We start from the raw sequence: 19,479 nt of genomic DNA, 5'->3' as shown, positions 1-19,479 counted from the left end.
CCGGCTCAGCCCGCGCTGACCCGGTAGACGTCGTACACGGCGTCGATGCGGCGTACCGCGTTCAGCACGCGGTCGAGGTGGGTCGTGTCACCCATCTCGAACACGAACCGGGACAGTGCCAACCGCTCGGACGAGGTCGACACGGTCGCCGACAGGATGTTGACGTGGTGTTCCGAGAGCACCCGGGTGACGTCGCTGAGGAGGCCAGCGCGGTCGAGTGCCTCGATCTGGATCTGCACGAGGAACACGCTCTTCGACGACGGGGCCCACTCGACCTCGATCATCCGGTCGGGCTCCTGCATGAGCGACTGCACGTTCGAGCACGTCGCCTGGTGCACCGACACGCCCTGTCCGCGCGTGATGAACCCGACGATCTGGTCCCCCGGCACCGGGGTGCAGCACTTCGCGAGCTTCACGAGGATGTCCGGTGCGCCGCGCACGAGCACACCACTGTCGCTGTTCCGGAGCACCCGACTCGACACCCGGGCGGGGAACGTCAGCTCGGGTTCGTCGGTCTCGGTCTCGGTCTGGACGCTCGCGAGGATCTTCTCGATCACCGACTGCGTCGAGACGTGTCCCTCGCCGATGGCGGCGTACAGCGCCGAGACGTCCTCGTACCGCATGCTCGACGCGACCTCGGCGACGGTGTCCTGGCTCATGAGTCGCTGGAGCGGCAGGTTCTGCTTGCGCATCGCACGGGCGATGGCGTCGCGGCCCTGCTCGATCGCTTCCTCGCGGCGTTCCTTGGTGAACCACTGCTTGATCTTGTTGCGGGCCCGAGGACTCCGGACGAAGGCGAGCCAGTCCTGGCTCGGGCCGGAGTCGGGGTTCTTCGAGGTGAAGATCTCGACGACGTCGCCGCTCGACAGCTCGCTCTCGAGCGGCACGAGCCGACCGTTCACCTTCGCACCCATCGTGCGGTGGCCGATCTCGGTGTGCACCGCGTACGCGAAGTCCACGGGGGTGGCTCCGGCGGGCAGCCCGATCACCTTGCCCTGCGGCGTGAAGACGTAGGTCTCCTTCGCACCGATCTCGTACCGCAGCGAGTCGAGGAACTCGGTCGGGTCGCTCGTCTCCGCCTGCCAGTCCGAGATGTGCGCGAGCCAGGCCATGTCGGCGTCGGAGTGGCTCGTCGTGTCGACGTCGCGGCCGTTCATCCGCTGCTTGTACTTCCAGTGGGCCGCGACCCCGAACTCGGCACGGAGGTGCATCTCGTGCGTGCGGATCTGGATCTCGACCGGGCGACCCTGCGGGCCGATGACGGTCGTGTGCAACGACTGGTACAGGTTGAACTTCGGGGTCGCGATGTAGTCCTTGAAGCGTCCCGGGAGCGGGGTCCACCGCGCGTGGACCGACCCGAGCACGGCGTAGCAATCGCGGACCGTCGGCACGAGGACCCGGATGCCGACGAGGTCGTAGATCTCGTCGAACTCCCGCCCTCGCACGATCATCTTCTGGTAGATCGAGTAGTACTGCTTCGGGCGGCCCATCACGTCGCCGCGGATGCGCGCGGCCTTGAGGTCCTTCTTGACCAGGCCGATGACGTTCTGCACGAACTGTTCGCGCTTCGGGGTGCGCTCCTTGACGAGGCTGTCGATCTCGACGTACAGCTTCGGATGGAGGACCGCGAACGACAGGTCCTCGAGCTCGAGCTTGATCATCTGGATGCCGAGACGGTGCGCCAGGGGCGCGTAGATCTCGAGCGTCTCCTTGGCCTTCCGGGTCGCGGAGGCGGACTCGACGAAGCCCCATGTCCGCGCGTTGTGCAACCGGTCGGCGAGCTTGATGACGAGGACGCGGATGTCCTTCGACATCGCGACGACCATCTTGCGGACCGTCTCGGCTTGCGCGCTGTCGCCGTACTTGAGCTTGTCGAGCTTGGTGACGCCGTCGACGAGCATCGCGATCTCGTCACCGAAGTCGTCGCGGAGTTCGTCGAGTGTGTACTCGGTGTCCTCGACGGTGTCGTGGAGCAGCGCCGCCGCGATCGTGATGGACCCGATGCCGAGGTCGGCCAGGATCTGCGCGACCGCCACCGGATGGGTGATGTACGGCTCGCCCGACTTCCGGCGCTGTCCGTCGTGGGCGCGTTCGGCCACGGAGTAGGCGCGCTCGATGAGCGTCACGTCCGCCTTCGGGTGGTGCGCGCGGACCGTCCGGATGAGGGTGTCCACGGCCCCGGCCGGTTGGGCGCGCGAGAACAGTCGCGGGAGCAGGGAGCGCAACGACCCGATCGAACCGGTCGTGTTGGCACCGGTCGGGGCGCTCGACGGCATCGTCGCCGGATCGGGTCGCGCTGCGGCGCCCTCGGCCGCCGCGGATTCCCGTGTGTCGGTCATGCGTCGCCTCCGGCCCCGGCACGTCGCTCGGAGCGTCGTCCCACTGATGTCCCTCGGCCGCGGTCGCGGTCGTCCGCACGCGGACTGCCCGACACTCGTGGTGCAGGCAACGCCGGGTGCTGTGCGTTCAACACTACGCGCGCGGACTCAGGCGTCCGAACCCGGTTCGCCCACGGCGTCGTGGTGCCCGCTCGCGTCGTCAGCGGCCGTCGTGACCGCTCCCCCGGCCTGCGCCCAGGCGACCATGCCACCGGCCACGCTCACGGCCGGCACACCCGACCGCTCGAGCGCGTCGGCGACCATCCCCGACCGGTGGCCGGAGTGGCAGATGATCAGTGCCGGTTCATCGTCGGTGGCGATCTCGGTCCACCGCTCCTGCAGGGCCGACATCGGCAGCAGGCGCGCGACCGGGGCGTGGCCCGCGTCCCATTCGTCCTGCTCGCGGACGTCGATGAGTCGCGCTCCGCCCTCGACGCGGCGCATGGCCTCGTGGACGTCGATCTCCTGCATGCGGTCGCCTCTCGGTGGTCAGGCCGGCTGTCGTGCCGCGGCCTGCAGCTTCTTCTGGTCCGACTTGCGGATCTTCTCCTCGCCGATCCGCAGGTGTGCGTAGAGCGGCGACGCGATGAAGATCGTCGAGTAGGTGCCCACGATGATGCCGATGAACAGCGCGAGCGAGATGTCCCGCAGCGTCCCGGCGCCGAGGACGTACGACCCGATGAAGAGGATCGCCGCGACGGGCAGCAACGCGACCACCGAGGTGTTGATCGAGCGGACGAGCGTCTGGTTCACCGCGAGGTTCACCGACTGCGCGAAGGTGCGCCGCGAGCCCTCGGCGTCCTGGGCGGTGTTCTCGCGGACCTTGTCGAACACCACGACCGTGTCGTACAGGGAGTACCCGAGGATCGTCAGGAACCCGATGACCGCGGCGGGCGTGACCTCGAAGCCGACGATGCCGTACACCCCGGCCGTGATGAGCAGGTCGTGGAGCAGCGCCGCCATGGCCGAGAGCGACATCTTCCAGGTGCGGAAGTAGATGGTCATGAACGCGGCAGCGAGGATCAGGAAGATCACGAGACCGCGGATGGCCTGGTCGAGGACGTCCGCACCCCAGGTCGCACCGATGTAGGACGACGCGACCTTGGTGTCCGACACGTCGTACGCCTTGGCGAGCGCGGCAGCGACGTCGTCGTTCTGCGCGGTCGTCAGCTGCGAGGTCTGGACCCGGATCGAGTCCCGGCCGAGCTGGGACACCCGCGGGACGACGTCCGGGACGACCCGCTCGACCGCAGCGGTGGCCGGGTCCTGATCGAGGGTGGACACGTCGGAGATGGTGAACTCCGACCCGCCGGTGAACTCGATGCCGAGGTGGTAGCCACCGCGGAGCCACGGCACGACGACGGAGATGACGATCGCGGCGATGGCGATCGTGTACCACAGGCGTCGGCGCCCGACGATGTCGTAGGAGCGCTTGCCGGTGTAGAGGTCGCTGCCGAACTGGCTGAAGCTGGCCATCAGGAGTCCTTCCCGTCGGTCTCAGGGCGTTCGGAGTCCGTGGTCGTCGTCGTGCCCTGCGCCTTGCGTTCGGCGATCGTCTGTCGTCGCGCGGCCTCACGTGCGCTCCGCTGGCGCTTGCCGTCCACGACGGGGGCACGGAACTGCGCGCGGCCCCGGTACACCGCACCGAGTGCGGTCGGGTCGAGCCCGCTGAAGCGGTGTCCCTCGTTGAAGAACCGGGTGCGCGCGATGAGCCGGAGCATCGGGTGGGTGAACAGCGTCACGACGATGATGTCGATGATCGTCGTGAGCAGCAGGGTCAGCGCGAAGCCCTTCACGTCGCTCACCGCGAGGATGTAGAGGGTCACGGCCGCGAGGAAGTTGACCGAGTCGGACGCCAGGATCGTGCGGAAGGCACGGCGCCACCCCGCCTCGACCGCGCTCTCGAGCGCGCGGCCCTCGCGGAGTTCATCGCGGATGCGTTCGAAGTAGACGATGAACGAGTCGGCCGTGATGCCGATCGCGACGATGAGGCCTGCCACGCCGGCCAGGGACAACCGGTAATCGATGCGCCACGACATGATCGCGATCACCAGGTAGGTGATCGCGGCGGACACCGTGAGCGACAGGACGGTCACGAACGCGAGCGCCCGGTACTGCACCACGGAGTAGATGACGACGAGGAGCAGACCGATGAGACCGGCGATCAGACCGCCGATGAGCTGCGCCGAACCGAGGGTCGCCGAGATGACCTCGTTGCTCTGCACCGTGAAGTTGATCGGCAGGGCACCGAACTTGAGCTGGTCGGCGAGCGTCTTGGCGGAGTCCGCGGTGAACGACCCCGTGATCTGCGCCTTGCCGTTGGTGATCGCGCTGTTCGTGGCGGGCGCGGTGATCACCGTGCCGTCGAGGACGATGGCGAACTGGTTCCGCGGCGCCGTGAGCGAGACGAGGCGCGAGGTGACCGCGCGGAAGTCCTTGGTGCCCTGGCCGTTGAAACTGAGGTTGACGGCCCACTCGCCGGTGGACACGCCCTGCGAGTTCGTGGCGATGCCGGACGTCGCGTTGCTGATGTCGGCGCCCACGACCTCGACCGGGCCGAGGATGTACTTGCTGGCGCCGTCCTGGTCACACGTCACGAGCGGCTTCGAGTCGGGGGCGGAGGTGACGTCGTCCGGCGCGTTGCAGTCGTAGTTCTCGTACAGGTCCTGGAGGCGCGCGCTCACCCAGTTCGGGTCGCTCGCGTTCGTCGGCTTCGCCGTGGGCGTGGCCTCGAGCGACGCGGGCGGGCTGTACGGCGTCGGTGAGGCCGTACCGTTCTTCCCCTTGCCGCCGACCGAGGTGTTCGTCGCCGCGGTCGTGTACAGGACGGGGCGGAAGGTCAGCTTCGCGGCCGCCTCGATCCGCTGGATGGTCTGCTTGTCGGGCCGGCCGGGGATCGACACGACGATGTTGTTCGAGCCCTGCGTGTTGATCTCGGACTCGGACACTCCCGAGGCGTCGATGCGCTCACGGATGATCTCGACCGCCTGCTGCAGCTGCTGCGCGTTGACGTCGTTGCCACCCGTTTGCTTCGCGGCGAGCGTGATCTGCGTGCCGCCCTGGAGGTCGAGCGCCAGTTCCGGCACCCAGCTCGCCGAGTCCCACCATCCGGAGGTCTTCGCGCTGTTGGCCAGGATGGTCGCCGTCCCGTTGAGCGCCGAGAGCGCGGCGATGATGATGACCAACCAGGTGAGCGAGCGAAGCGCCTTCTTGACCGGTGTCGTTCGTGCCACCTGTGCGTCTCTGCTTTCTGTACGGACCGCGCAGCCGATCGGCTACCGGGTGCGGAGGAGTCGCCCTCGGGCGGGCCGATCGGGGTCGGCCGGGCGGTGGGTCGGGGTCAGCGGTCGTCGCGCTTGGCGTCCGGGTCGACCACGCCGGTGGTGTCGCTGCCGAGACGTTCGCCGAACTCCGGCTCGCCCGTGGTCTCGACCGGGGCGATCACCGGCCGGGGTTCCTCGTCACCCGTGGCCGTGGTGCCCACGACCGCGGTGGCGGCGTCGTCGCCGTTGTCGTCGACGACCCGCGACAGGGTCTGGCGGTGGACGGTGACGATCGTGCCGGGCGCGATCTCGACGTCGGCCGTGACCTTCTCGTCGTTCACGGACACGATGGTGCCGTAGAGCCCGAACGACAGCATGACGCGCGCGCCCGGGACCATCTTGGTGGTCATCGTCTCCTGCTGCTGCTTCCGCTTCCGGCTGTTGCGGAACATGAGGAACACGAGCCCCAACGCGAGGACCAGCATGACGATGGTGGTCGGACTAGACTGCATGGGATGGGCCTTCCGGGGGGTGCTCGAATCGGGCGGGGGTAGTCTAGGGCACCGCGCTGGGAGCATCGTCCCGCCCCGCGTCGCCGCTCGGAGCGTCAGTCGCGCTCGAACAGTTCTGGCTGTGCCGTGGGAGCGGAGCCCTGCTGGGCGGCGCCGCCGGGTGTGAGCCCGAAGTGCCGCCACGCCGTCGGCGTCGCGATCCGGCCCCGGGGTGTCCGGGTGACGAGCCCGACGCGCACGAGGAACGGTTCGACGACCGACTCGATGGTCTCGCTCTCTTCGCCCACCGACACGGCGAGCGTGTTGAGACCGACCGGACCGCCGTCGAACCGCGTGAGCATGGTCTCCACGACCGCGCGGTCGAGGCGGTCGAGACCGAGCTCGTCGACGTCGTACAGGTCGAGTGCGCCACGGACGGCGTCGATGCCGCTGACGGGCGCGTGCACGAGGGCGTAGTCGCGGACGCGACGCAGCAAGCGGTTCGCGATGCGGGGTGTCCCCCGGGACCGTCCGGCGATCTCGCGGAGGGCGGACCGGTCGATGGCGAGGTCGAGCAGCCCCGCGGCGCGGACGAGGACCTGCTCGAGCTCGTCCTGTTCGTAGAACTCGAGGTGGGCCGTGAACCCGAAGCGATCGCGGAGCGGGTTCGGCAGCAGCCCGGCCCGCGTGGTCGCCCCGACGAGGGTGAACGGGGCGAGGTCGAGCGGGATGCTCGTCGCGCCCGCGCCCTTGCCGACCATGATGTCGATGCGGAAGTCCTCCATCGCGAGGTAGAGCATCTCCTCGGCGGAGCGCGCCATGCGGTGGATCTCGTCGATGAACAGGACCTCTCCCGGCACGAGTGAGGACAGGACGGCGGCGAGATCGCCGGCGTGCTGGATCGCCGGCCCGCTCGACATCCGCAACGGTCGCCCCGACTCGTGCGCGACGATCATCGCGAGCGTCGTCTTGCCGAGCCCGGGAGGCCCGGCCAGCAGGATGTGGTCCGGCGTGCGCTCCTGCATCGCCGCGGCCGTGAGCAGGAGCTCGAGCTGCCCGCGCACCTTGCGCTGGCCGACGAACTCCGCCAGGGACCGCGGCCGCATGGCTCCCTCGAAGGCGAGCTCGGCCTCGGACTCGGGTGCGGAGGACGTGATCCCGCTCATCGCGCCGCACCCGACGGCCGGAGCGTGCCGAGCGCGGCACGGAGCAACGCCTGCGTGCCCATCGCTGCGACACCGGGCTCGTTCGCGATCGTCTCGTCGACGGCGGTGCGCGCAGCGTCCTCGCGCCAACCGAGACCGACCAGGGCGATGACGACGTCCTCCGATGCGGGGTGCGGAGCCGCGGGCGACGGGGTGGCCTGGTGTACGGCGGTGAGCTTGCCGGCGAGGGCCACCGTGATGAGCTTGGCCGTCTTCGGGCCGATGCCGCTCACCTTGCGGAAGGCCGTGTCGTCGTCGTCGGTGACCGCGCGCGCCACCTGTGCGGGCGTCATCGTCGCGAGCACCCCCATCGCGGACTTCGGCCCGACGCCGGAGACGCCGCGGAGCAGGTCGAACACCTGCAGCGCCTCGGCGGTCTCGAACCCGTACAGCGACATGTCGTCCTCGCGGACGACGAGCACGGTCCACAGGAAGACCTCGGCCCCGTGGCGGACGGCCAACGCGTGCTGCGGGGTCACGGTCACGCCGTACCCGACGCCACCGACCTCGACCACCATGCGGGAACCCGCCGTGTCGATGCAGGTGCCTCGGAGACTCGCGATCATCCTCCGAGCCTACGAGACACCACCGACCGCTCGGCCTCTCGCCACGCCCGCTGTGCCGGCGTGAGCGTGACGGCCCCCGCACCGGCCTCGGTCGGTGCGCCGACCCTCCAGGCGTGGCAGATCGCGAGTGCGAGCGCGTCCGATGCGTCGGCGGGCTTCGGGGCCTCGGCCAGTCCGAGCACCCGCGCCACCATCGTCGCCACCTGCTTCTTGTCGGCGTTGCCGTAGCCGCTGATCGCCGCCTTGACCTCGGAGGGGGTGTGCAACGTGACGGGGATCGACCGCGACGCCGCTGCGTGGAGTGCGAGTCCTGCCGCCTGGGCGGTGCCCATGACCGTGCGCACGTTCGCCTGGGCGAAGACACGCTCGACGGCCACGGCATCGGGCCGGAACTCGTCCATCGCGGCACCGACGCCCGCGGCGATGCGGACCAACCGCTGCTCGAGCGCCATGTCCGACGGTGTGCGGACCACCGTGACGTGCACGAGACGGGCCCGACGGTCGGCCGCGACCTCGACGACGCCGACGCCACACCGGGTCAGGCCCGGGTCGACGCCGAGGACGCGGATCACGGACGGGGCCGGTCGGACCCGGTCACGGGACTAGTCCTCGTCCTCGTCGAGCTCGGCCTGCACCTCGGCCGGGATCGCGAAGTTCGCGTAGACGTTCTGCACGTCGTCGCTGTCCTCGAGGGCGTCGATGAGCTTGAACACCTTGCGGGCCGTCTCGGCGTCGACGTCGATCCGGAGCCCGGGGACGAACTCGGCGTCGGCGGCGTCGTAGTCGATCCCGGCGTCCTGCAGGGCCGTCCGCGCGGCGACGAGGTCCGAGGCCTCGGTGATGATCTCGAACCCGCCACCCTGGTCGGTGACCTCCTCGACACCGGCGTCGAGCACGGCACCGAGGACGTCGTCCTCGGTGAGGCCGTCGGTCTTGGTGACCGAGATGACGCCCTTGCGGGCGAAGTTGTAGGCCACGCTGCCCGGGTCGGCCATGGTGCCGCCGTTGCGCGTCATCGCGGTCCGGACCTCGGCCGCGGCGCGGTTCTTGTTCTCCGTGAGGCACTCGATCAGCATCGCGACGCCGTTCGGGCCGTAGCCCTCGTACATGATCGTCTGGTAGTCGATCGACTCACCGGTGAGGCCGGCGCCGCGCTTGATCGCGCGGTCGATGTTGTCGTTCGGGACGGAGGTCTTCTTCGCCTTCTGCACGGCGTCGACCAGCGTCGGGTTGCCCGAGAGGTCCGCACCGCCCATCTTGGCGGCGACCTCGATGTTCTTGATGAGCTTCGCGAAGGACTTCGCACGGCGCTGGTCGATGACCGCCTTCTTGTGCTTGGTCGTTGCCCACTTGGAATGCCCGGACACGGTTCTCCTCGATCGGTTCTGGTGATCCCGGTCATCGTACAGGCCGGGAGGGACGGGACGGGTGGAGCCGCGCCTCCCCGCTGGCGCGCGCCGACCGGGTCAGGCGTCGGCGACGAGCTGGAGGAAGCGGCGGTGGAAGCGGTCCTCGCCGCTGACCTCGGGGTGGAACGCCGAGGCGATGACGTTGCCCTGCTGCACCGCGACCGGTCGGCCGTCGGGCAGGGCGCCGATGACCTGCACGTCGGGACCGTGGTCCTCGACCACCGGGGCACGGATGAACACGGCGTGCACCGGGGCCTCGCCGAGGTCCGGCATCGGGATTTCGATCTCGAACGAGTCGTTCTGGTTGCCGAACGCGTTCCGGCGGACCGTCGTGTCGAGCACGTCGAGCGTCTGCTGCCCGTCGATGCCGTCCTGGATGCGCGACGACAGCATGATCATCCCGGCGCAGGTGCCGTACGTCGGCAGGCCCTCGTGGATGGCCTGGGACAACGGCTCGGCGAGACCGAACGACCGCGCCAGTTTGTCCATCACGCTGGACTCGCCCCCCGGGATCACGACGCCCTGGAGGCTCGCGAGTTCCTCCGGGCGACGGAGCGGCACGACCTCGGCACCGAGCGCCGTCAGCGACGCGATGTGCTCCCGGAAGTCGCCCTGGAGTGCGAGGACCCCGATCCGGGGCCGGGCGCTCCCGACGACGGGGCTACCAGCCACGCTCGGCGAGGCGGTGCGGCGCGGGGACGTCGGCCACGTTGATGCCGACCATCGCCTCGCCCAGACCGCGGGAGACCTCGGCGATGACCTTCGGGTCGTCGTGGAACGTGACGGCCTTCACGATCGCCGCGGCGCGCTTCGCCGGGTCGCCGGACTTGAAGATGCCCGAGCCGACGAACACGCCGTCCGCGCCGAGCTGCATCATCATCGCCGCGTCCGCCGGGGTGGCCACGCCGCCCGCGGTGAACAGCACGACGGGCAGCGCACCCGTCCGGGCGACCTCCTTGACGACGTCGTACGGAGCCTGCAGCTCCTTGGCGGCGACGTAGAGCTCGTCGTCCTTGAGGTTGCGGAGCGCGGCGATCTCCTTCGAGATCGTGCGGATGTGCCGCGTCGCCTCGGAGACGTCGCCCGTGCCGGCCTCGCCCTTTGAGCGGATCATCGCCGCACCCTCGGTGATGCGACGGAGGGCCTCACCGAGGTTCGTCGCGCCGCACACGAAGGGCGTGGTGAAGTCCCACTTGTCGATGTGGTTGACGTAGTCCGCCGGCGAGAGGACCTCGGACTCGTCGATGTAGTCCACACCGAGCTCCTGCAGCACCTGGGCCTCGACGAAGTGGCCGATGCGTGCCTTCGCCATGACGGGGATCGACACGGCGGCGATGATGTCCTCGATCATCGACGGGTCGGACATGCGGGCGACGCCGCCCTGGGCCCGGATGTCGGCGGGGACACGCTCGAGCGCCATGACCGCCGTCGCGCCGGCGTCCTCGGCGATGCGCGCCTGCTCTGCGTCGATGACGTCCATGATGACGCCGCCCTTGAGCATCTCGGCGAGGCCGCGCTTGACGCGCGAGGAACCGGTGATCGAGGTGCCGGGGGTCGAGGCGGGATCGGTGGTCGATGCGGTGCTGTCGCTCATGATCCACCCAGTCTAGTTGCCCGGCGGAGCGTGATCACGCTGGGCGAACACGCGACTCGTGCGGCCACGCCTCGGCCACCAGGCGCCGGGTCTCGCCGAGGAGCTGGGTGATCGCCTTCGTCCGCGCGATGATCGGGAAGAAGTTCGAGTCGGACGCCCAGCGCGGCACGATGTGCTGATGCAGGTGCGCCGCGACGCCCGCGCCGGCGATCTCGCCCTGGTTCATGCCGATGTTGAAGCCGTCGCAGTGCGCCACGGTCCGGAGCACGCCCATCGCGGTGCGCGTGAGGGCGGTCATCTCGGCGGCTTCCTCGTCGGTCGCCTCGTCGTACAGGGGCACGTGGCGGTAGGGGCAGACGAGCAGGTGGCCGTTGTTGTACGGGTAGAGGTTGAGCAGCACGAATGCCGTCCGGCCGCGGGCCACGATGAGGGCGTCCTCGTCCGGCAGGGTCGGCGCGACGCAGAACGGGCAGTCGTCCTTCTGGCCACGCCCCTCCCCCGCGCGTCCCTGCTCGATGTACACCGCGCGGTGCGGCGTCCAGAGGCGCTGGAACGCGTCGGGCACGGCGGCCATGTCCGCGGAGGAGCGGATGACGAAGGGGTCGCCCTCCGTTCCCGGGGTCTCCGCCACGGTCAGACCTGCGCCCGCTCGCGGATGGCCGTCGTGATGCGGTCCACGGCCTCCTGGATCGGCACGCCGTTGTGCTGGCTGCCGTCGCGGAACCGGAAGCTCACGGCGCCCTGCTGCCGGTCCTCGTCGCCCGCGATGAGCATGAACGGGACCTTCTGCTTGGTGTGGGTGCGGATCTTCTTCTGCATGCGGTCGTCAGAGTGGTCGACCTCGGCGCGCACGCCCTGCTCGCGGAGCCGCGTCACGACCTCGTCGAGGTAGTCGCCGTACTCCTCGGCCACCGGGATCCCGACGACCTGCACCGGTGCGAGCCACGCGGGGAAGGCACCCGCGTAATGCTCGGTGAGGACGCCGAAGAACCGCTCGATCGACCCGAAGAGCGCGCGGTGGATCATCACCGGACGCTGACGCGAGCCGTCCGCGGCGGTGTACTCGAGGCCGAAGCGCTCGGGCAGGTTGAAGTCGAGCTGCACCGTCGACATCTGCCACGTGCGGCCGATCGCATCACGGGCCTGGACCGAGATCTTCGGACCGTAGAACGCCGCTCCGCCCGGGTCCGGCACGAGCTCGAGACCGGAATCGGCGGCGACCTCCGCCAGGGTGCTCGTGGCTTCCTCCCAGACCTCGTCGGAGCCGACGTACTTGTCCGGGTCCTTCGTGGAGAGCTCGAGGTAGAAGTCGGTGAGGCCGTAGTCCCGGAGCAGCGACAGCACGAAGTTCAGCGTGCGGGTGAGCTCGTCCTTCATCTGCTCGCGCGTCGTGAAGATGTGGGCGTCGTCCATCGTGAGACCACGGACACGGGTCAGGCCGTGGATGACACCGGACTTCTCGTTCCGGTACACGGTCCCGAACTCGAACAACCGGAGCGGGAGGTCGCGGTAGGACCGGGCCTGCGAGCGGTACACGAGGATGTGCATCGGGCAGTTCATCGGCTTGAGGTAGTAATCGGCGCCCTGCCGGGTGATCTCGCCCTCGTCGTTCCGTGCCTCGTCGAGGTGCATCGGCGGGAACATGCCGTCCTTGTACCACCCGAGGTGGCCGGACTGTTCGAAGAGGTCGCCCTTCGTGATGTGCGGCGTGTTGACGAAGGAGTAGCCCTCGGCCTCGTGGCGGCGCCGCGAGTAGTCCTCCATCTCGCGGCGGATGATCCCGCCCTTGGGGTGGAAGATCGCGAGGCCCGAGCCGATCTCGTCCGGGAACGAGAACAGGTCGAGCTCGGCCCCGAGCTTGCGGTGGTCGCGCTTGGCGGCTTCCTCGAGGCGCTCGAGGTACGCGCGGAGCTGGTCCTTGTCGGGCCATGCGGTGCCGTAGATCCGCTGGAGCTGCGGGTTCTTCTCGGAGCCACGCCAGTAGGCCGCAGCCACCCGCATGAGCTTCGCAGCGTTGCCGATGACCCGGGTCGTGGGCAGGTGCGGCCCGCGGCAGAGGTCCTGCCAGACGACCTCGCCGGACTTCGGGTCCACGTTCTCGTAGACGGTGAGTTCGCCGGCACCGACCTCGACGCTCTCGCCGGCGTCACCCTCGCTCGCCGCGCCCTTGAGGCCGATGAGCTCCTGCTTGTACGGCTCCCCCGCCATGAGCTCGCGCGCCTCGTCGTCGCTCACCACGCGACGGACGAACCGCTGGCCCTGCCGGATGATGCGGCCCATGCCCTTCTCGATGGCCTTGAGGTCCTCGGGCGTGAACGGCTCGGCCACGTCGAAGTCGTAGTAGAAGCCGTCGGTGACGGGCGGTCCGATGCCGAGCTTCGCCTCGGGGTTGATCGCCTGCACGGCCTGCGCGAGCACGTGCGCGGTCGAGTGCCGGAGGATGTCGAGGCCGTCCTGCTCAGCGAGGGTCACGGGCTCGACGACCGCCCCGGCGGAGACCTCGGCCGCGAGGTCACGGAGCACACCGTCGACCCGGATCGCCACGACCGACCGCTCGCCCGCGAACAGCTCGGTCCCGGTCGTCGTGGTCGTCGCCGTCACGGTCGCGGGTGCCGGCGGCACGTCGGGCTGGTCGGCGGCGGGGACGACTGACTCGGTCACGGTGGTGGGGCTCCCTCGTTCGGTGGTGCACCAACACTAGTCGGCCGGGAGGCCCGCACCGCCCCGTCGACGACCCCGGCCCGCACCGTGGCGGGAGTGCTCGCTGCGCAGCGCGCGCGAGGCGTCAGGCGGGCGCGGTCCCGAGGGTGTGCACCGGCAGTCGACCCTCGAGACGGGCCCGGCCCCCGAGGCCGTCGAGTTCGAGGAGCGCTGCGAACCCGACCGTGTGGTACCCGGCACGTTCGAGCAGCGTGATGGTCGCCTCGGCGGTACCACCCGTCGCGAGGACGTCGTCGACCACGAGGACGCGCGTGCCCTCGGGCAGTTGTCCGGGGCGCAGCTCCACCGCGGCCTCGCCGTACTCGAGCGCGTACTGCTCGCTGAGGACCTCGCCGGGGAGCTTCCCCGCCTTGCGGACGGTGAGCACACCCCTGCCCCGCTGGACGGCGATCCCCCCGGCCAACGCGAACCCGCGCGCCTCGATGCCCGCCACTGCCTCGACGTCCGTGAACGGCTCGGCGAGTGCGCCACAGACGGTCGAGAACGCGACGGGATCGGCGAACACCGGGGTGACGTCGCGGAAGAGGATCCCCGGCTTCGGGAAGTCCGGCACCACGGCGGTGAGTCGTTCGACGAGGGACGCGGCGTGCTCGGTCATGCCCCAACCGTACGGGGACGGCGCTGGCCGACGTGCCGTCGGTACCGGCGCGGATCGGGGTACGCCGTGTGCCGATCCGGGATGCCCACCGGGGTACAGGCCGTCCTGCTGTCCGGCGAGGAGCACACGGCGTGGCGGTTGGCAAGCCCCTCCGGTCCGCGTGGACAAGCGGAACGGCGGCCGGTTGACTTGTCCCCCACACACGGCAGACGTACAGGACGTCTGTCAGCGATCACCCAGGGGAACAACCGATGAACCGCATCGTCCGTGCGGCCCTCGTGGCCGCCGCCGTCGCGTCGATCAGCACCACGACGGCCATCACCGAGACCGTCAGCGCATCGGCGGCGACCGCCACCGTCACACCGGCGACGATCCGTACTGCTCCGACGCAGACGATCTACCAGGGCGGTCTGTACGTCCAGCCCGACAGCCAGCCGGCGCAGGCGGCAGCGACCCTCGCCGCACAGGGCCGGGCCACCGAGGCAGCGGCGGCGCGGACGATCGCACGCCAGCCGATCGCGATCTGGTTGGGCGAGTGGTTCCAGGGCGGCCTGCTCGACAGCACCATCGCACGGAACCTGGCGAGCGCAGAATCGAAGGGCACCACCCCGGTGTTCGTCACCTACGCGATCCCCGACCGGGACTGCGGCGGGTACTCCGCTGGTGGGCTGACGCCCGCGCAGTACACCGCGTGGAACCAGCAGATCGCGGACGACCTCCACGGTCATCGCGCGGTCGTGCTCGTCGAGCCCGACTCGCTCGCGATGCTCCCGTCGTGTTCGCAGGACGCGTCGACGCGGCTCCCGCTCCTCAGGACAGCGGTCGCACAGTTCCACGCCGCCGGTGTCCCCGCGTACCTCGACGGGGGGAACTCGAGCTGGAACGCGCCGGCCGTCACGGCCTCGGAGCTGAACCAGGCGGGCGTCAGCCAGGCGCGCGGGTTCTTCACGAACGTGTCGAACTTCAACGCCGTCGACCCGGAGCGCTCCTACGCCGGCAAGGTGTCCGCCCTCACCGGCGGATCGCACTTCGTCATCGACGTCTCGCGGAACGGTCGCGGTGCCCGCGGCGACTGGTGCAACCCAGCGGGTGCCGGCCTCGGTCAGGACCCGCACGTCACGTACGGCAGCGGCCAGCTCGACGCGCTGCTGTGGGTGAAGACACCCGGTGCGAGTGACGGCACGTGCAACGGTGGGCCGGCGGCCGGCGACTGGTTCGCGTCGTACGCGGTCGGACTCGTGCAGAACGCCGCGCGCTGACGCCCGTCCGGTCCGTGGCACCGCCCGGACAGGCGACGGGAACGCCCCCGGTGTCGATGCGACACCGGGGGCGTTCCTCCACCCGGAGTGGACCTAGACCCGCACGCGGGCGTCCCGGTCCACGGTGGCGACGAGCTGGTCGGCGACCACGTCGATCGCGATGGTCTCGCCGGCCGCGACCTCGGAGCGGACCATGAGGTCCGCGACGCGGTCCTCGACCTCGCGCTGGATGAGCCGACGCAGCGGACGGGCGCCGTACTCGGGTTCGTACCCGTGCTCGGCGAGCCAGTCGACCGCGGCGGGACGGACCTCCAGGTCGAGGTCCTGCGCGGCCACCCGACGTGCGGTGTCGGCGAGCAGGAGCCCGACGATGGCGTGCAGCTGCGCGCGGTCGAGCTTGCGGAACAGCACGATCTCGTCGATCCGGTTGAGGAACTCGGGCCGCATGGCCTCGCGGAGCTTGCCCATCACCCGGTTCCGCAGGTCCTGCTCCTCGTACCCCGAGGCGTCGGTCGCCGCCGAGAACCCCAGGGCGCCCGAACGGCTGGCGAGGAACTCGGACCCGAGGTTCGACGTCATGATCACGACCGTGTTCCGGAAGTCCACGGTGCGTCCCTGCCCGTCCGTGAGTCGTCCGTCGTCGAGCACCTGCAGGAGCAGGTTGAACACGTCCGGGTGCGCCTTCTCGATCTCGTCGAGCAGGATCACCGAGTACGGGTTCCGGCGGACACGCTCGGTGAGCTGCCCGGCTTCGTCGTACCCGACGTACCCGGGAGGGGCGCCGACGAGCCGACTGACCGTGTGGCGCTCCCCGAACTCGCTCATGTCGAAGCGGAGCATCGCGGTCTCGTCGCCGAACAGGCTCGACGCGAGCGCCTTCGCCAGCTCGGTCTTGCCGACACCGGTCGGGCCGAGGAACAGGAAGCTCCCGACGGGGCGACGCGGGTCGCCCATGCCGGTGCGGCTGCGACGGACGGACTTGGCGATGGCGGCGACCGCGTCGTCCTGCCCGATCACCCGCGCGTGCAGGTCGTCCTCGAGGACCGCGAGCCGGGCGCGGTCGTCCGCGGTGAGCCGCGAGGCGGGGATGCCGGTCGCACGGGCGACGACCTCGGCGATGTCCGCCTCGGTGATCGTCGTGTCGGCCTCCGTCCGGGAGGCGCTGCTCGCGTCGGTCGCGGTGGGCGCGGTGGCGGACTCGATCCGGGCCTCCAGTCCGTCGATGGCGTCACGGAGCCGCGATGCCTCCTCGTACTGCTCCTCGGCGACCGCGCGGTCCTTGGCGGACTGCAGGTCGACGATCTCGGCACGCAGGGCGTCGACGTCGACCGTGCCGCTGAGGGCGAGACGGCGCCGCGCGCCGGCCTGGTCGATGAGGTCGATGGCCTTGTCGGGCAGGAAGCGGTCGGTCACGTAGCGATGTGACATCTCGACGGCCGCGCGGATGGCGTCGTCCGTGTAGGCGACGCCGTGGTGCTCGGCGTACCGCGGCGCCAGGCCGGCGAGGATCTGCACGGCGTCGGCCACGCTCGGCTCGCCGACCGTCACGGGCTGGAAGCGGCGTTCGAGCGCGGCGTCCTTCTCGATGCGGCGGTACTCGTCGAGCGTCGTGGCGCCGACCATGTGCAGGTCACCGCGGGCGAGGCGCGGCTTGAGGATGTTGCCGGCGTCCATGCCGCCGTCACCACCGCTGCCGGCGCCGACGACGGTGTGCAGCTCGTCGACGAACACGATCAGCTCGTCGCGGTGCGCCGCGATCTCGTCCATGACCTTGGTGAGTCGCTCCTCGAAGTCACCGCGGTAGCGCGTGCCCGAGACCATCGCGGCCATGTCGAGTGCGACGACCCGCTTGCCCTGGAGCAGCGTGGGGACGTCGCCGTCGACGATGCGCTGGGCCAGGCCCTCGACGATCGCGGTCTTGCCGACGCCCGGTTCACCGATGAGGACCGGGTTGTTCTTGGTACGGCGGAGCAGGATCTCGACGGTCTGCTCGATCTCACCGGCGCGACCGATCACGGGGTCGATCCCGCCCTCGCGCGCGCGGGCCGTGAGGTCGGTGCCGAACTGGTCGAGCGTCGGGGTGTCGGACCCCTGGCCCGGCGTGCCGGCCGCGGTGCTGCCAGCGACCGGGCGACCCTCGCGGGCGGCACGGGCGGCGTCCTGCGCGTACTGCTGCATGGTCTGCGGCGTCACGCCCGCGGCGACGAGCATCTGCCCGGCGACGGTGTCCTGCTCGACCACGAGCGCGAAGAAGACGTGCTCGGGGTCGACGTACGTGGATCCGAACGCGCGCGCGGCCTGCGCGGCGTCGAGGAGCGCGCGCTGCGCTGAGGGCGTGAGCGCGGGACGGCCCTCGGGGCGCTCGTCGGACGGCTCCGGGAGTCGTTCGTCGACCGCGGCGGCGAACCGCTCGGGGTCGGCGCCGACGGTGCGGACGAGCCCGGCGAACGGCTCGGCGGTCACGAGGACGCGGAGCAGGTGCAGCGCGTCGATCTCGTGGTGGCCGCGCTCCACGGCGAACGTCGCCGCGGCGCGGAGCACTTCGTGGGTGCGGCGGCTGAGGAGCCGCGTGATGTCGACGGGCCGGCCGAACGGCACGGACCGCTGCTGGCCCTGGAGCAGGCGGGCGAGGAACTCGTCGAACGAGTTGTCGCTGCCGGTCGGGCCGAAGACGTCTGACAAAGGGACCTCCTGTGGAACTTGAGTGCGTCCGACTCAATACAACGCAGAGGTGCCCCGGCCATTCCCGGGTGCGGGAAGAAGTTGCGTCGACCCGACTCAGGTCCGCGAGGAGGTCGCCACGGGGTCGGCTCAGTCCCGCGCGATCGCGGCCGTCGCGCCCGCCGTGACCGCGAGGAGGTCTCGCGGCGCGAGTTCGATGTCGAACCCCCGCCGTCCGCCGCTCACGAAGATCGTGGCGTAGTCCTCGGCCGACGCGTCGAGCACGGTTCGGAGCGTGGTGCGCTGTCCGACGGGGCTGATGCCGCCGACGACGTATCCCGTGCGCCGCTCCGCGAGGTCCGGTGCCGCGAGCGACGCCTTCTTGCCCCCGACCGCGGTCGCGATCGCCTTGAGATCGAGTCGGTTCGCGACGGGGACCACCGCGACCACGAGCTGCTCGTCGACCTGGACGACGAGCGTCTTGAACACCTGGTCCTCGCGGAGCCCGAGCGCCGCGGCCGCCTCGGCGCCGAAGTTCGTCGCCGTCTCGTGGTGCTCGTACACGTGCGGCGTGTAAGGGACACCGGCACGGTCGAGTGCGACCGTGGCCGGGGTGCGCGGGGAGGCAGCGGTCATGCCGTGATCTTGCCTTGAGTCCGCTGAACGTGGTCCGCGGCGCGCGGGCAGCCGTCGCTCCCGCGGAACGGGATCAGCCGCCCTGACCCTCCTGCTGCGGGCCCTGGTCCACCGGGTCGTACTCCGTGCCCCGTCCCTGCTCCTCGTCCGGCAGCGGGTTGCGGCGCTCGGCGGAGACACCGCCCGTGTTCGTGGCCACGTAGTCCGCCGCACCCGACTGGGTGTCCTCGCTCATCGGCCGGGTGAGGTCGCCCTGCAGCACGCTGTCGGAGGTGCTCGCCGCTGCCGCCTCGGCAGCCGCAGCCGGGTCGCGCTGGTCGTGCCCTGGTTCCGTCATGTCGCCGAGCCTAGGCCGACGGCGACGACGACGTCCCTGGGAACGGGGGTCGCGGGCCGCGCCTACCGTCGGCGCGAGGAGCGCTCAGCGTGGGCGCCCCGGCCACGCGGACGAGGAGGCGTCATGAGCAACGACGGAACGAGCGGCAGCGACCGCGAGTGGGAACCGCCCATCGTCGACGGGGAGCCGGTCACCGCGGAACGGCTGGAGCGCGACCTGTCCTTCGACAGCGATGCGGCGCCCGCGGACGACGCGCTCACGGACGACGACGCCCGGACCGCCGACCTGGAGGCCACCGAGGCCGAGGACTGACCCCGGCCGCTCCGCGGGCCGCTCCACGGAGCAGGATGGGTGGGACGAA

The 19,479-nt window shown here is 70.4% G+C and carries 19 protein-coding genes; 2 read left to right on the top strand and 17 right to left on the bottom strand.

The window, feature by feature from the left end; genetic code table 11:
- Positions 1–5: 5 nt before the first annotated feature.
- The 14 genes from DEI86_RS02760 to DEI86_RS02695 form a co-directional block, all read right to left on the bottom strand.
- On the bottom strand, positions 6–2,276 hold the full coding sequence (locus DEI86_RS02760; protein WP_111009339.1) for a bifunctional (p)ppGpp synthetase/guanosine-3',5'-bis(diphosphate) 3'-pyrophosphohydrolase: 2,271 nt from the start codon (positions 2,274–2,276) through the stop codon (positions 6–8).
- A gap of 210 nt (positions 2,277–2,486) precedes the next feature.
- Positions 2,487–2,849 carry a rhodanese-like domain-containing protein gene (locus tag DEI86_RS02755; RefSeq protein WP_111013330.1) on the bottom strand — a complete coding sequence of 121 codons (363 nt, stop codon included), beginning with the start codon at positions 2,847–2,849 and terminating at the stop codon, positions 2,487–2,489.
- 18 nt (positions 2,850–2,867) lie between these two features.
- Positions 2,868–3,854: a protein translocase subunit SecF gene (gene secF, locus DEI86_RS02750; RefSeq protein WP_111013331.1), complete on the bottom strand. Its 987-nt coding sequence runs from the start codon at positions 3,852–3,854 to the stop codon at positions 2,868–2,870.
- A complete protein-coding gene (gene secD, locus DEI86_RS02745; protein ID WP_111048777.1) occupies positions 3,854–5,611 on the bottom strand; it encodes a protein translocase subunit SecD in 1,758 nt (585 codons plus the stop codon). Before secD ends, secF begins: the two co-directional genes overlap by 1 nt.
- 107 nt (positions 5,612–5,718) lie before the next feature.
- Positions 5,719–6,153 (bottom strand): preprotein translocase subunit YajC, encoded by a 435-nt coding sequence (gene yajC / locus DEI86_RS02740; RefSeq protein ID WP_111025594.1) that lies wholly within the window; start codon positions 6,151–6,153, stop codon positions 5,719–5,721.
- Between the two features lie 95 nt (positions 6,154–6,248).
- The gene (ruvB, locus tag DEI86_RS02735) at positions 6,249–7,298 is read right to left on the bottom strand and encodes a Holliday junction branch migration DNA helicase RuvB (protein WP_111009032.1); all 1,050 of its coding nucleotides are present in this window, start codon (positions 7,296–7,298) and stop codon (positions 6,249–6,251) included.
- A complete protein-coding gene (gene ruvA / locus DEI86_RS02730; protein ID WP_111009031.1) occupies positions 7,295–7,903 on the bottom strand; it encodes a Holliday junction branch migration protein RuvA in 609 nt (202 codons plus the stop codon). Before ruvA ends, ruvB begins: the two co-directional genes overlap by 4 nt.
- A complete protein-coding gene (gene ruvC, locus DEI86_RS02725) occupies positions 7,900–8,475 on the bottom strand; it encodes a crossover junction endodeoxyribonuclease RuvC (protein ID WP_111048776.1) in 576 nt (191 codons plus the stop codon). The genes ruvA and ruvC overlap by 4 nt, the downstream gene beginning before the upstream one ends.
- A 30-nt stretch (positions 8,476–8,505) precedes the next feature.
- Positions 8,506–9,270: a YebC/PmpR family DNA-binding transcriptional regulator gene (locus DEI86_RS02720; protein WP_111013333.1), complete on the bottom strand. Its 765-nt coding sequence runs from the start codon at positions 9,268–9,270 to the stop codon at positions 8,506–8,508.
- 99 nt (positions 9,271–9,369) lie between these two features.
- The gene (gene pdxT / locus DEI86_RS02715) at positions 9,370–9,984 is read right to left on the bottom strand and encodes a pyridoxal 5'-phosphate synthase glutaminase subunit PdxT (RefSeq protein WP_111048775.1); all 615 of its coding nucleotides are present in this window, start codon (positions 9,982–9,984) and stop codon (positions 9,370–9,372) included.
- A complete protein-coding gene (pdxS, locus tag DEI86_RS02710; RefSeq protein WP_111009027.1) occupies positions 9,974–10,906 on the bottom strand; it encodes a pyridoxal 5'-phosphate synthase lyase subunit PdxS in 933 nt (310 codons plus the stop codon). The genes pdxT and pdxS overlap by 11 nt, the downstream gene beginning before the upstream one ends.
- A gap of 34 nt (positions 10,907–10,940) precedes the next feature.
- Complete coding sequence (locus DEI86_RS02705; RefSeq protein ID WP_111013400.1) at positions 10,941–11,480, bottom strand: HIT domain-containing protein; 540 nt, start codon at positions 11,478–11,480, stop codon at positions 10,941–10,943.
- Between the two features lie 59 nt (positions 11,481–11,539).
- Positions 11,540–13,507: a threonine--tRNA ligase gene (thrS, locus tag DEI86_RS02700; protein WP_111048889.1), complete on the bottom strand. Its 1,968-nt coding sequence runs from the start codon at positions 13,505–13,507 to the stop codon at positions 11,540–11,542.
- A gap of 184 nt (positions 13,508–13,691) precedes the next feature.
- Complete coding sequence (locus DEI86_RS02695; RefSeq protein ID WP_111048774.1) at positions 13,692–14,225, bottom strand: adenine phosphoribosyltransferase; 534 nt, start codon at positions 14,223–14,225, stop codon at positions 13,692–13,694.
- A 251-nt stretch (positions 14,226–14,476) separates the two neighbouring features.
- On the opposite strand from DEI86_RS02695, the gene DEI86_RS02690 reads away from it, so the two are divergent.
- On the top strand, positions 14,477–15,484 hold the full coding sequence (locus tag DEI86_RS02690; RefSeq protein WP_111048773.1) for a glycoside hydrolase family 6 protein: 1,008 nt from the start codon (positions 14,477–14,479) through the stop codon (positions 15,482–15,484).
- A 93-nt stretch (positions 15,485–15,577) separates the two neighbouring features.
- On the opposite strand, the gene DEI86_RS02685 is transcribed toward DEI86_RS02690, so the two are convergent.
- The 3 genes from DEI86_RS02685 to DEI86_RS02675 form a co-directional block, all read right to left on the bottom strand.
- Positions 15,578–18,166 carry an ATP-dependent Clp protease ATP-binding subunit gene (locus DEI86_RS02685; RefSeq protein ID WP_111048772.1) on the bottom strand — a complete coding sequence of 863 codons (2,589 nt, stop codon included), beginning with the start codon at positions 18,164–18,166 and terminating at the stop codon, positions 15,578–15,580.
- Between the two features lie 129 nt (positions 18,167–18,295).
- Positions 18,296–18,781 carry a Cys-tRNA(Pro) deacylase gene (gene ybaK, locus DEI86_RS02680; protein ID WP_111013337.1) on the bottom strand — a complete coding sequence of 162 codons (486 nt, stop codon included), beginning with the start codon at positions 18,779–18,781 and terminating at the stop codon, positions 18,296–18,298.
- A 73-nt stretch (positions 18,782–18,854) separates the two neighbouring features.
- Positions 18,855–19,118, bottom strand: coding sequence for a hypothetical protein (locus tag DEI86_RS02675; RefSeq protein ID WP_111009022.1), 264 nt, complete (start codon positions 19,116–19,118; stop codon positions 18,855–18,857).
- Positions 19,119–19,241: 123 nt separating this feature from the next.
- On the opposite strand from DEI86_RS02675, the gene DEI86_RS02670 reads away from it, so the two are divergent.
- Positions 19,242–19,430, top strand: a complete 189-nt coding sequence (locus tag DEI86_RS02670) for a hypothetical protein (protein ID WP_111013338.1) — start codon at positions 19,242–19,244, stop codon at positions 19,428–19,430.
- The last annotated feature ends 49 nt before the right edge of the window (positions 19,431–19,479 follow it).

The organism is Curtobacterium sp. MCBD17_028 (assembly GCF_003234875.1).
Classification (GTDB): domain Bacteria; phylum Actinomycetota; class Actinomycetes; order Actinomycetales; family Microbacteriaceae; genus Curtobacterium.
This window is presented reverse-complemented; position numbering and strand designations above follow the sequence as displayed.

Coding starts and splice junctions, on each gene's coding strand:
- ruvB (WP_111009032.1), bottom strand. CDS start 7,298: ATGAGCGGGATCACGTCCTCCGCACCCGAGTCCGAGGCCGAGCTCGCC.
- DEI86_RS02675 (WP_111009022.1), bottom strand. CDS start 19,118: ATGACGGAACCAGGGCACGACCAGCGCGACCCGGCTGCGGCTGCCGAG.
- DEI86_RS02755 (WP_111013330.1), bottom strand. CDS start 2,849: ATGCAGGAGATCGACGTCCACGAGGCCATGCGCCGCGTCGAGGGCGGA.
- secF (WP_111013331.1), bottom strand. CDS start 3,854: ATGGCCAGCTTCAGCCAGTTCGGCAGCGACCTCTACACCGGCAAGCGC.
- DEI86_RS02670 (WP_111013338.1), top strand. CDS start 19,242: ATGAGCAACGACGGAACGAGCGGCAGCGACCGCGAGTGGGAACCGCCC.
- DEI86_RS02690 (WP_111048773.1), top strand. CDS start 14,477: ATGAACCGCATCGTCCGTGCGGCCCTCGTGGCCGCCGCCGTCGCGTCG.
- pdxS (WP_111009027.1), bottom strand. CDS start 10,906: ATGAGCGACAGCACCGCATCGACCACCGATCCCGCCTCGACCCCCGGC.
- DEI86_RS02760 (WP_111009339.1), bottom strand. CDS start 2,276: ATGCCGTCGAGCGCCCCGACCGGTGCCAACACGACCGGTTCGATCGGG.
- DEI86_RS02705 (WP_111013400.1), bottom strand. CDS start 11,480: ATGGCCGCCGTGCCCGACGCGTTCCAGCGCCTCTGGACGCCGCACCGC.
- ruvA (WP_111009031.1), bottom strand. CDS start 7,903: ATGATCGCGAGTCTCCGAGGCACCTGCATCGACACGGCGGGTTCCCGC.
- yajC (WP_111025594.1), bottom strand. CDS start 6,153: ATGCAGTCTAGTCCGACCACCATCGTCATGCTGGTCCTCGCGTTGGGG.
- ybaK (WP_111013337.1), bottom strand. CDS start 18,781: ATGACCGCTGCCTCCCCGCGCACCCCGGCCACGGTCGCACTCGACCGT.
- DEI86_RS02695 (WP_111048774.1), bottom strand. CDS start 14,225: ATGACCGAGCACGCCGCGTCCCTCGTCGAACGACTCACCGCCGTGGTG.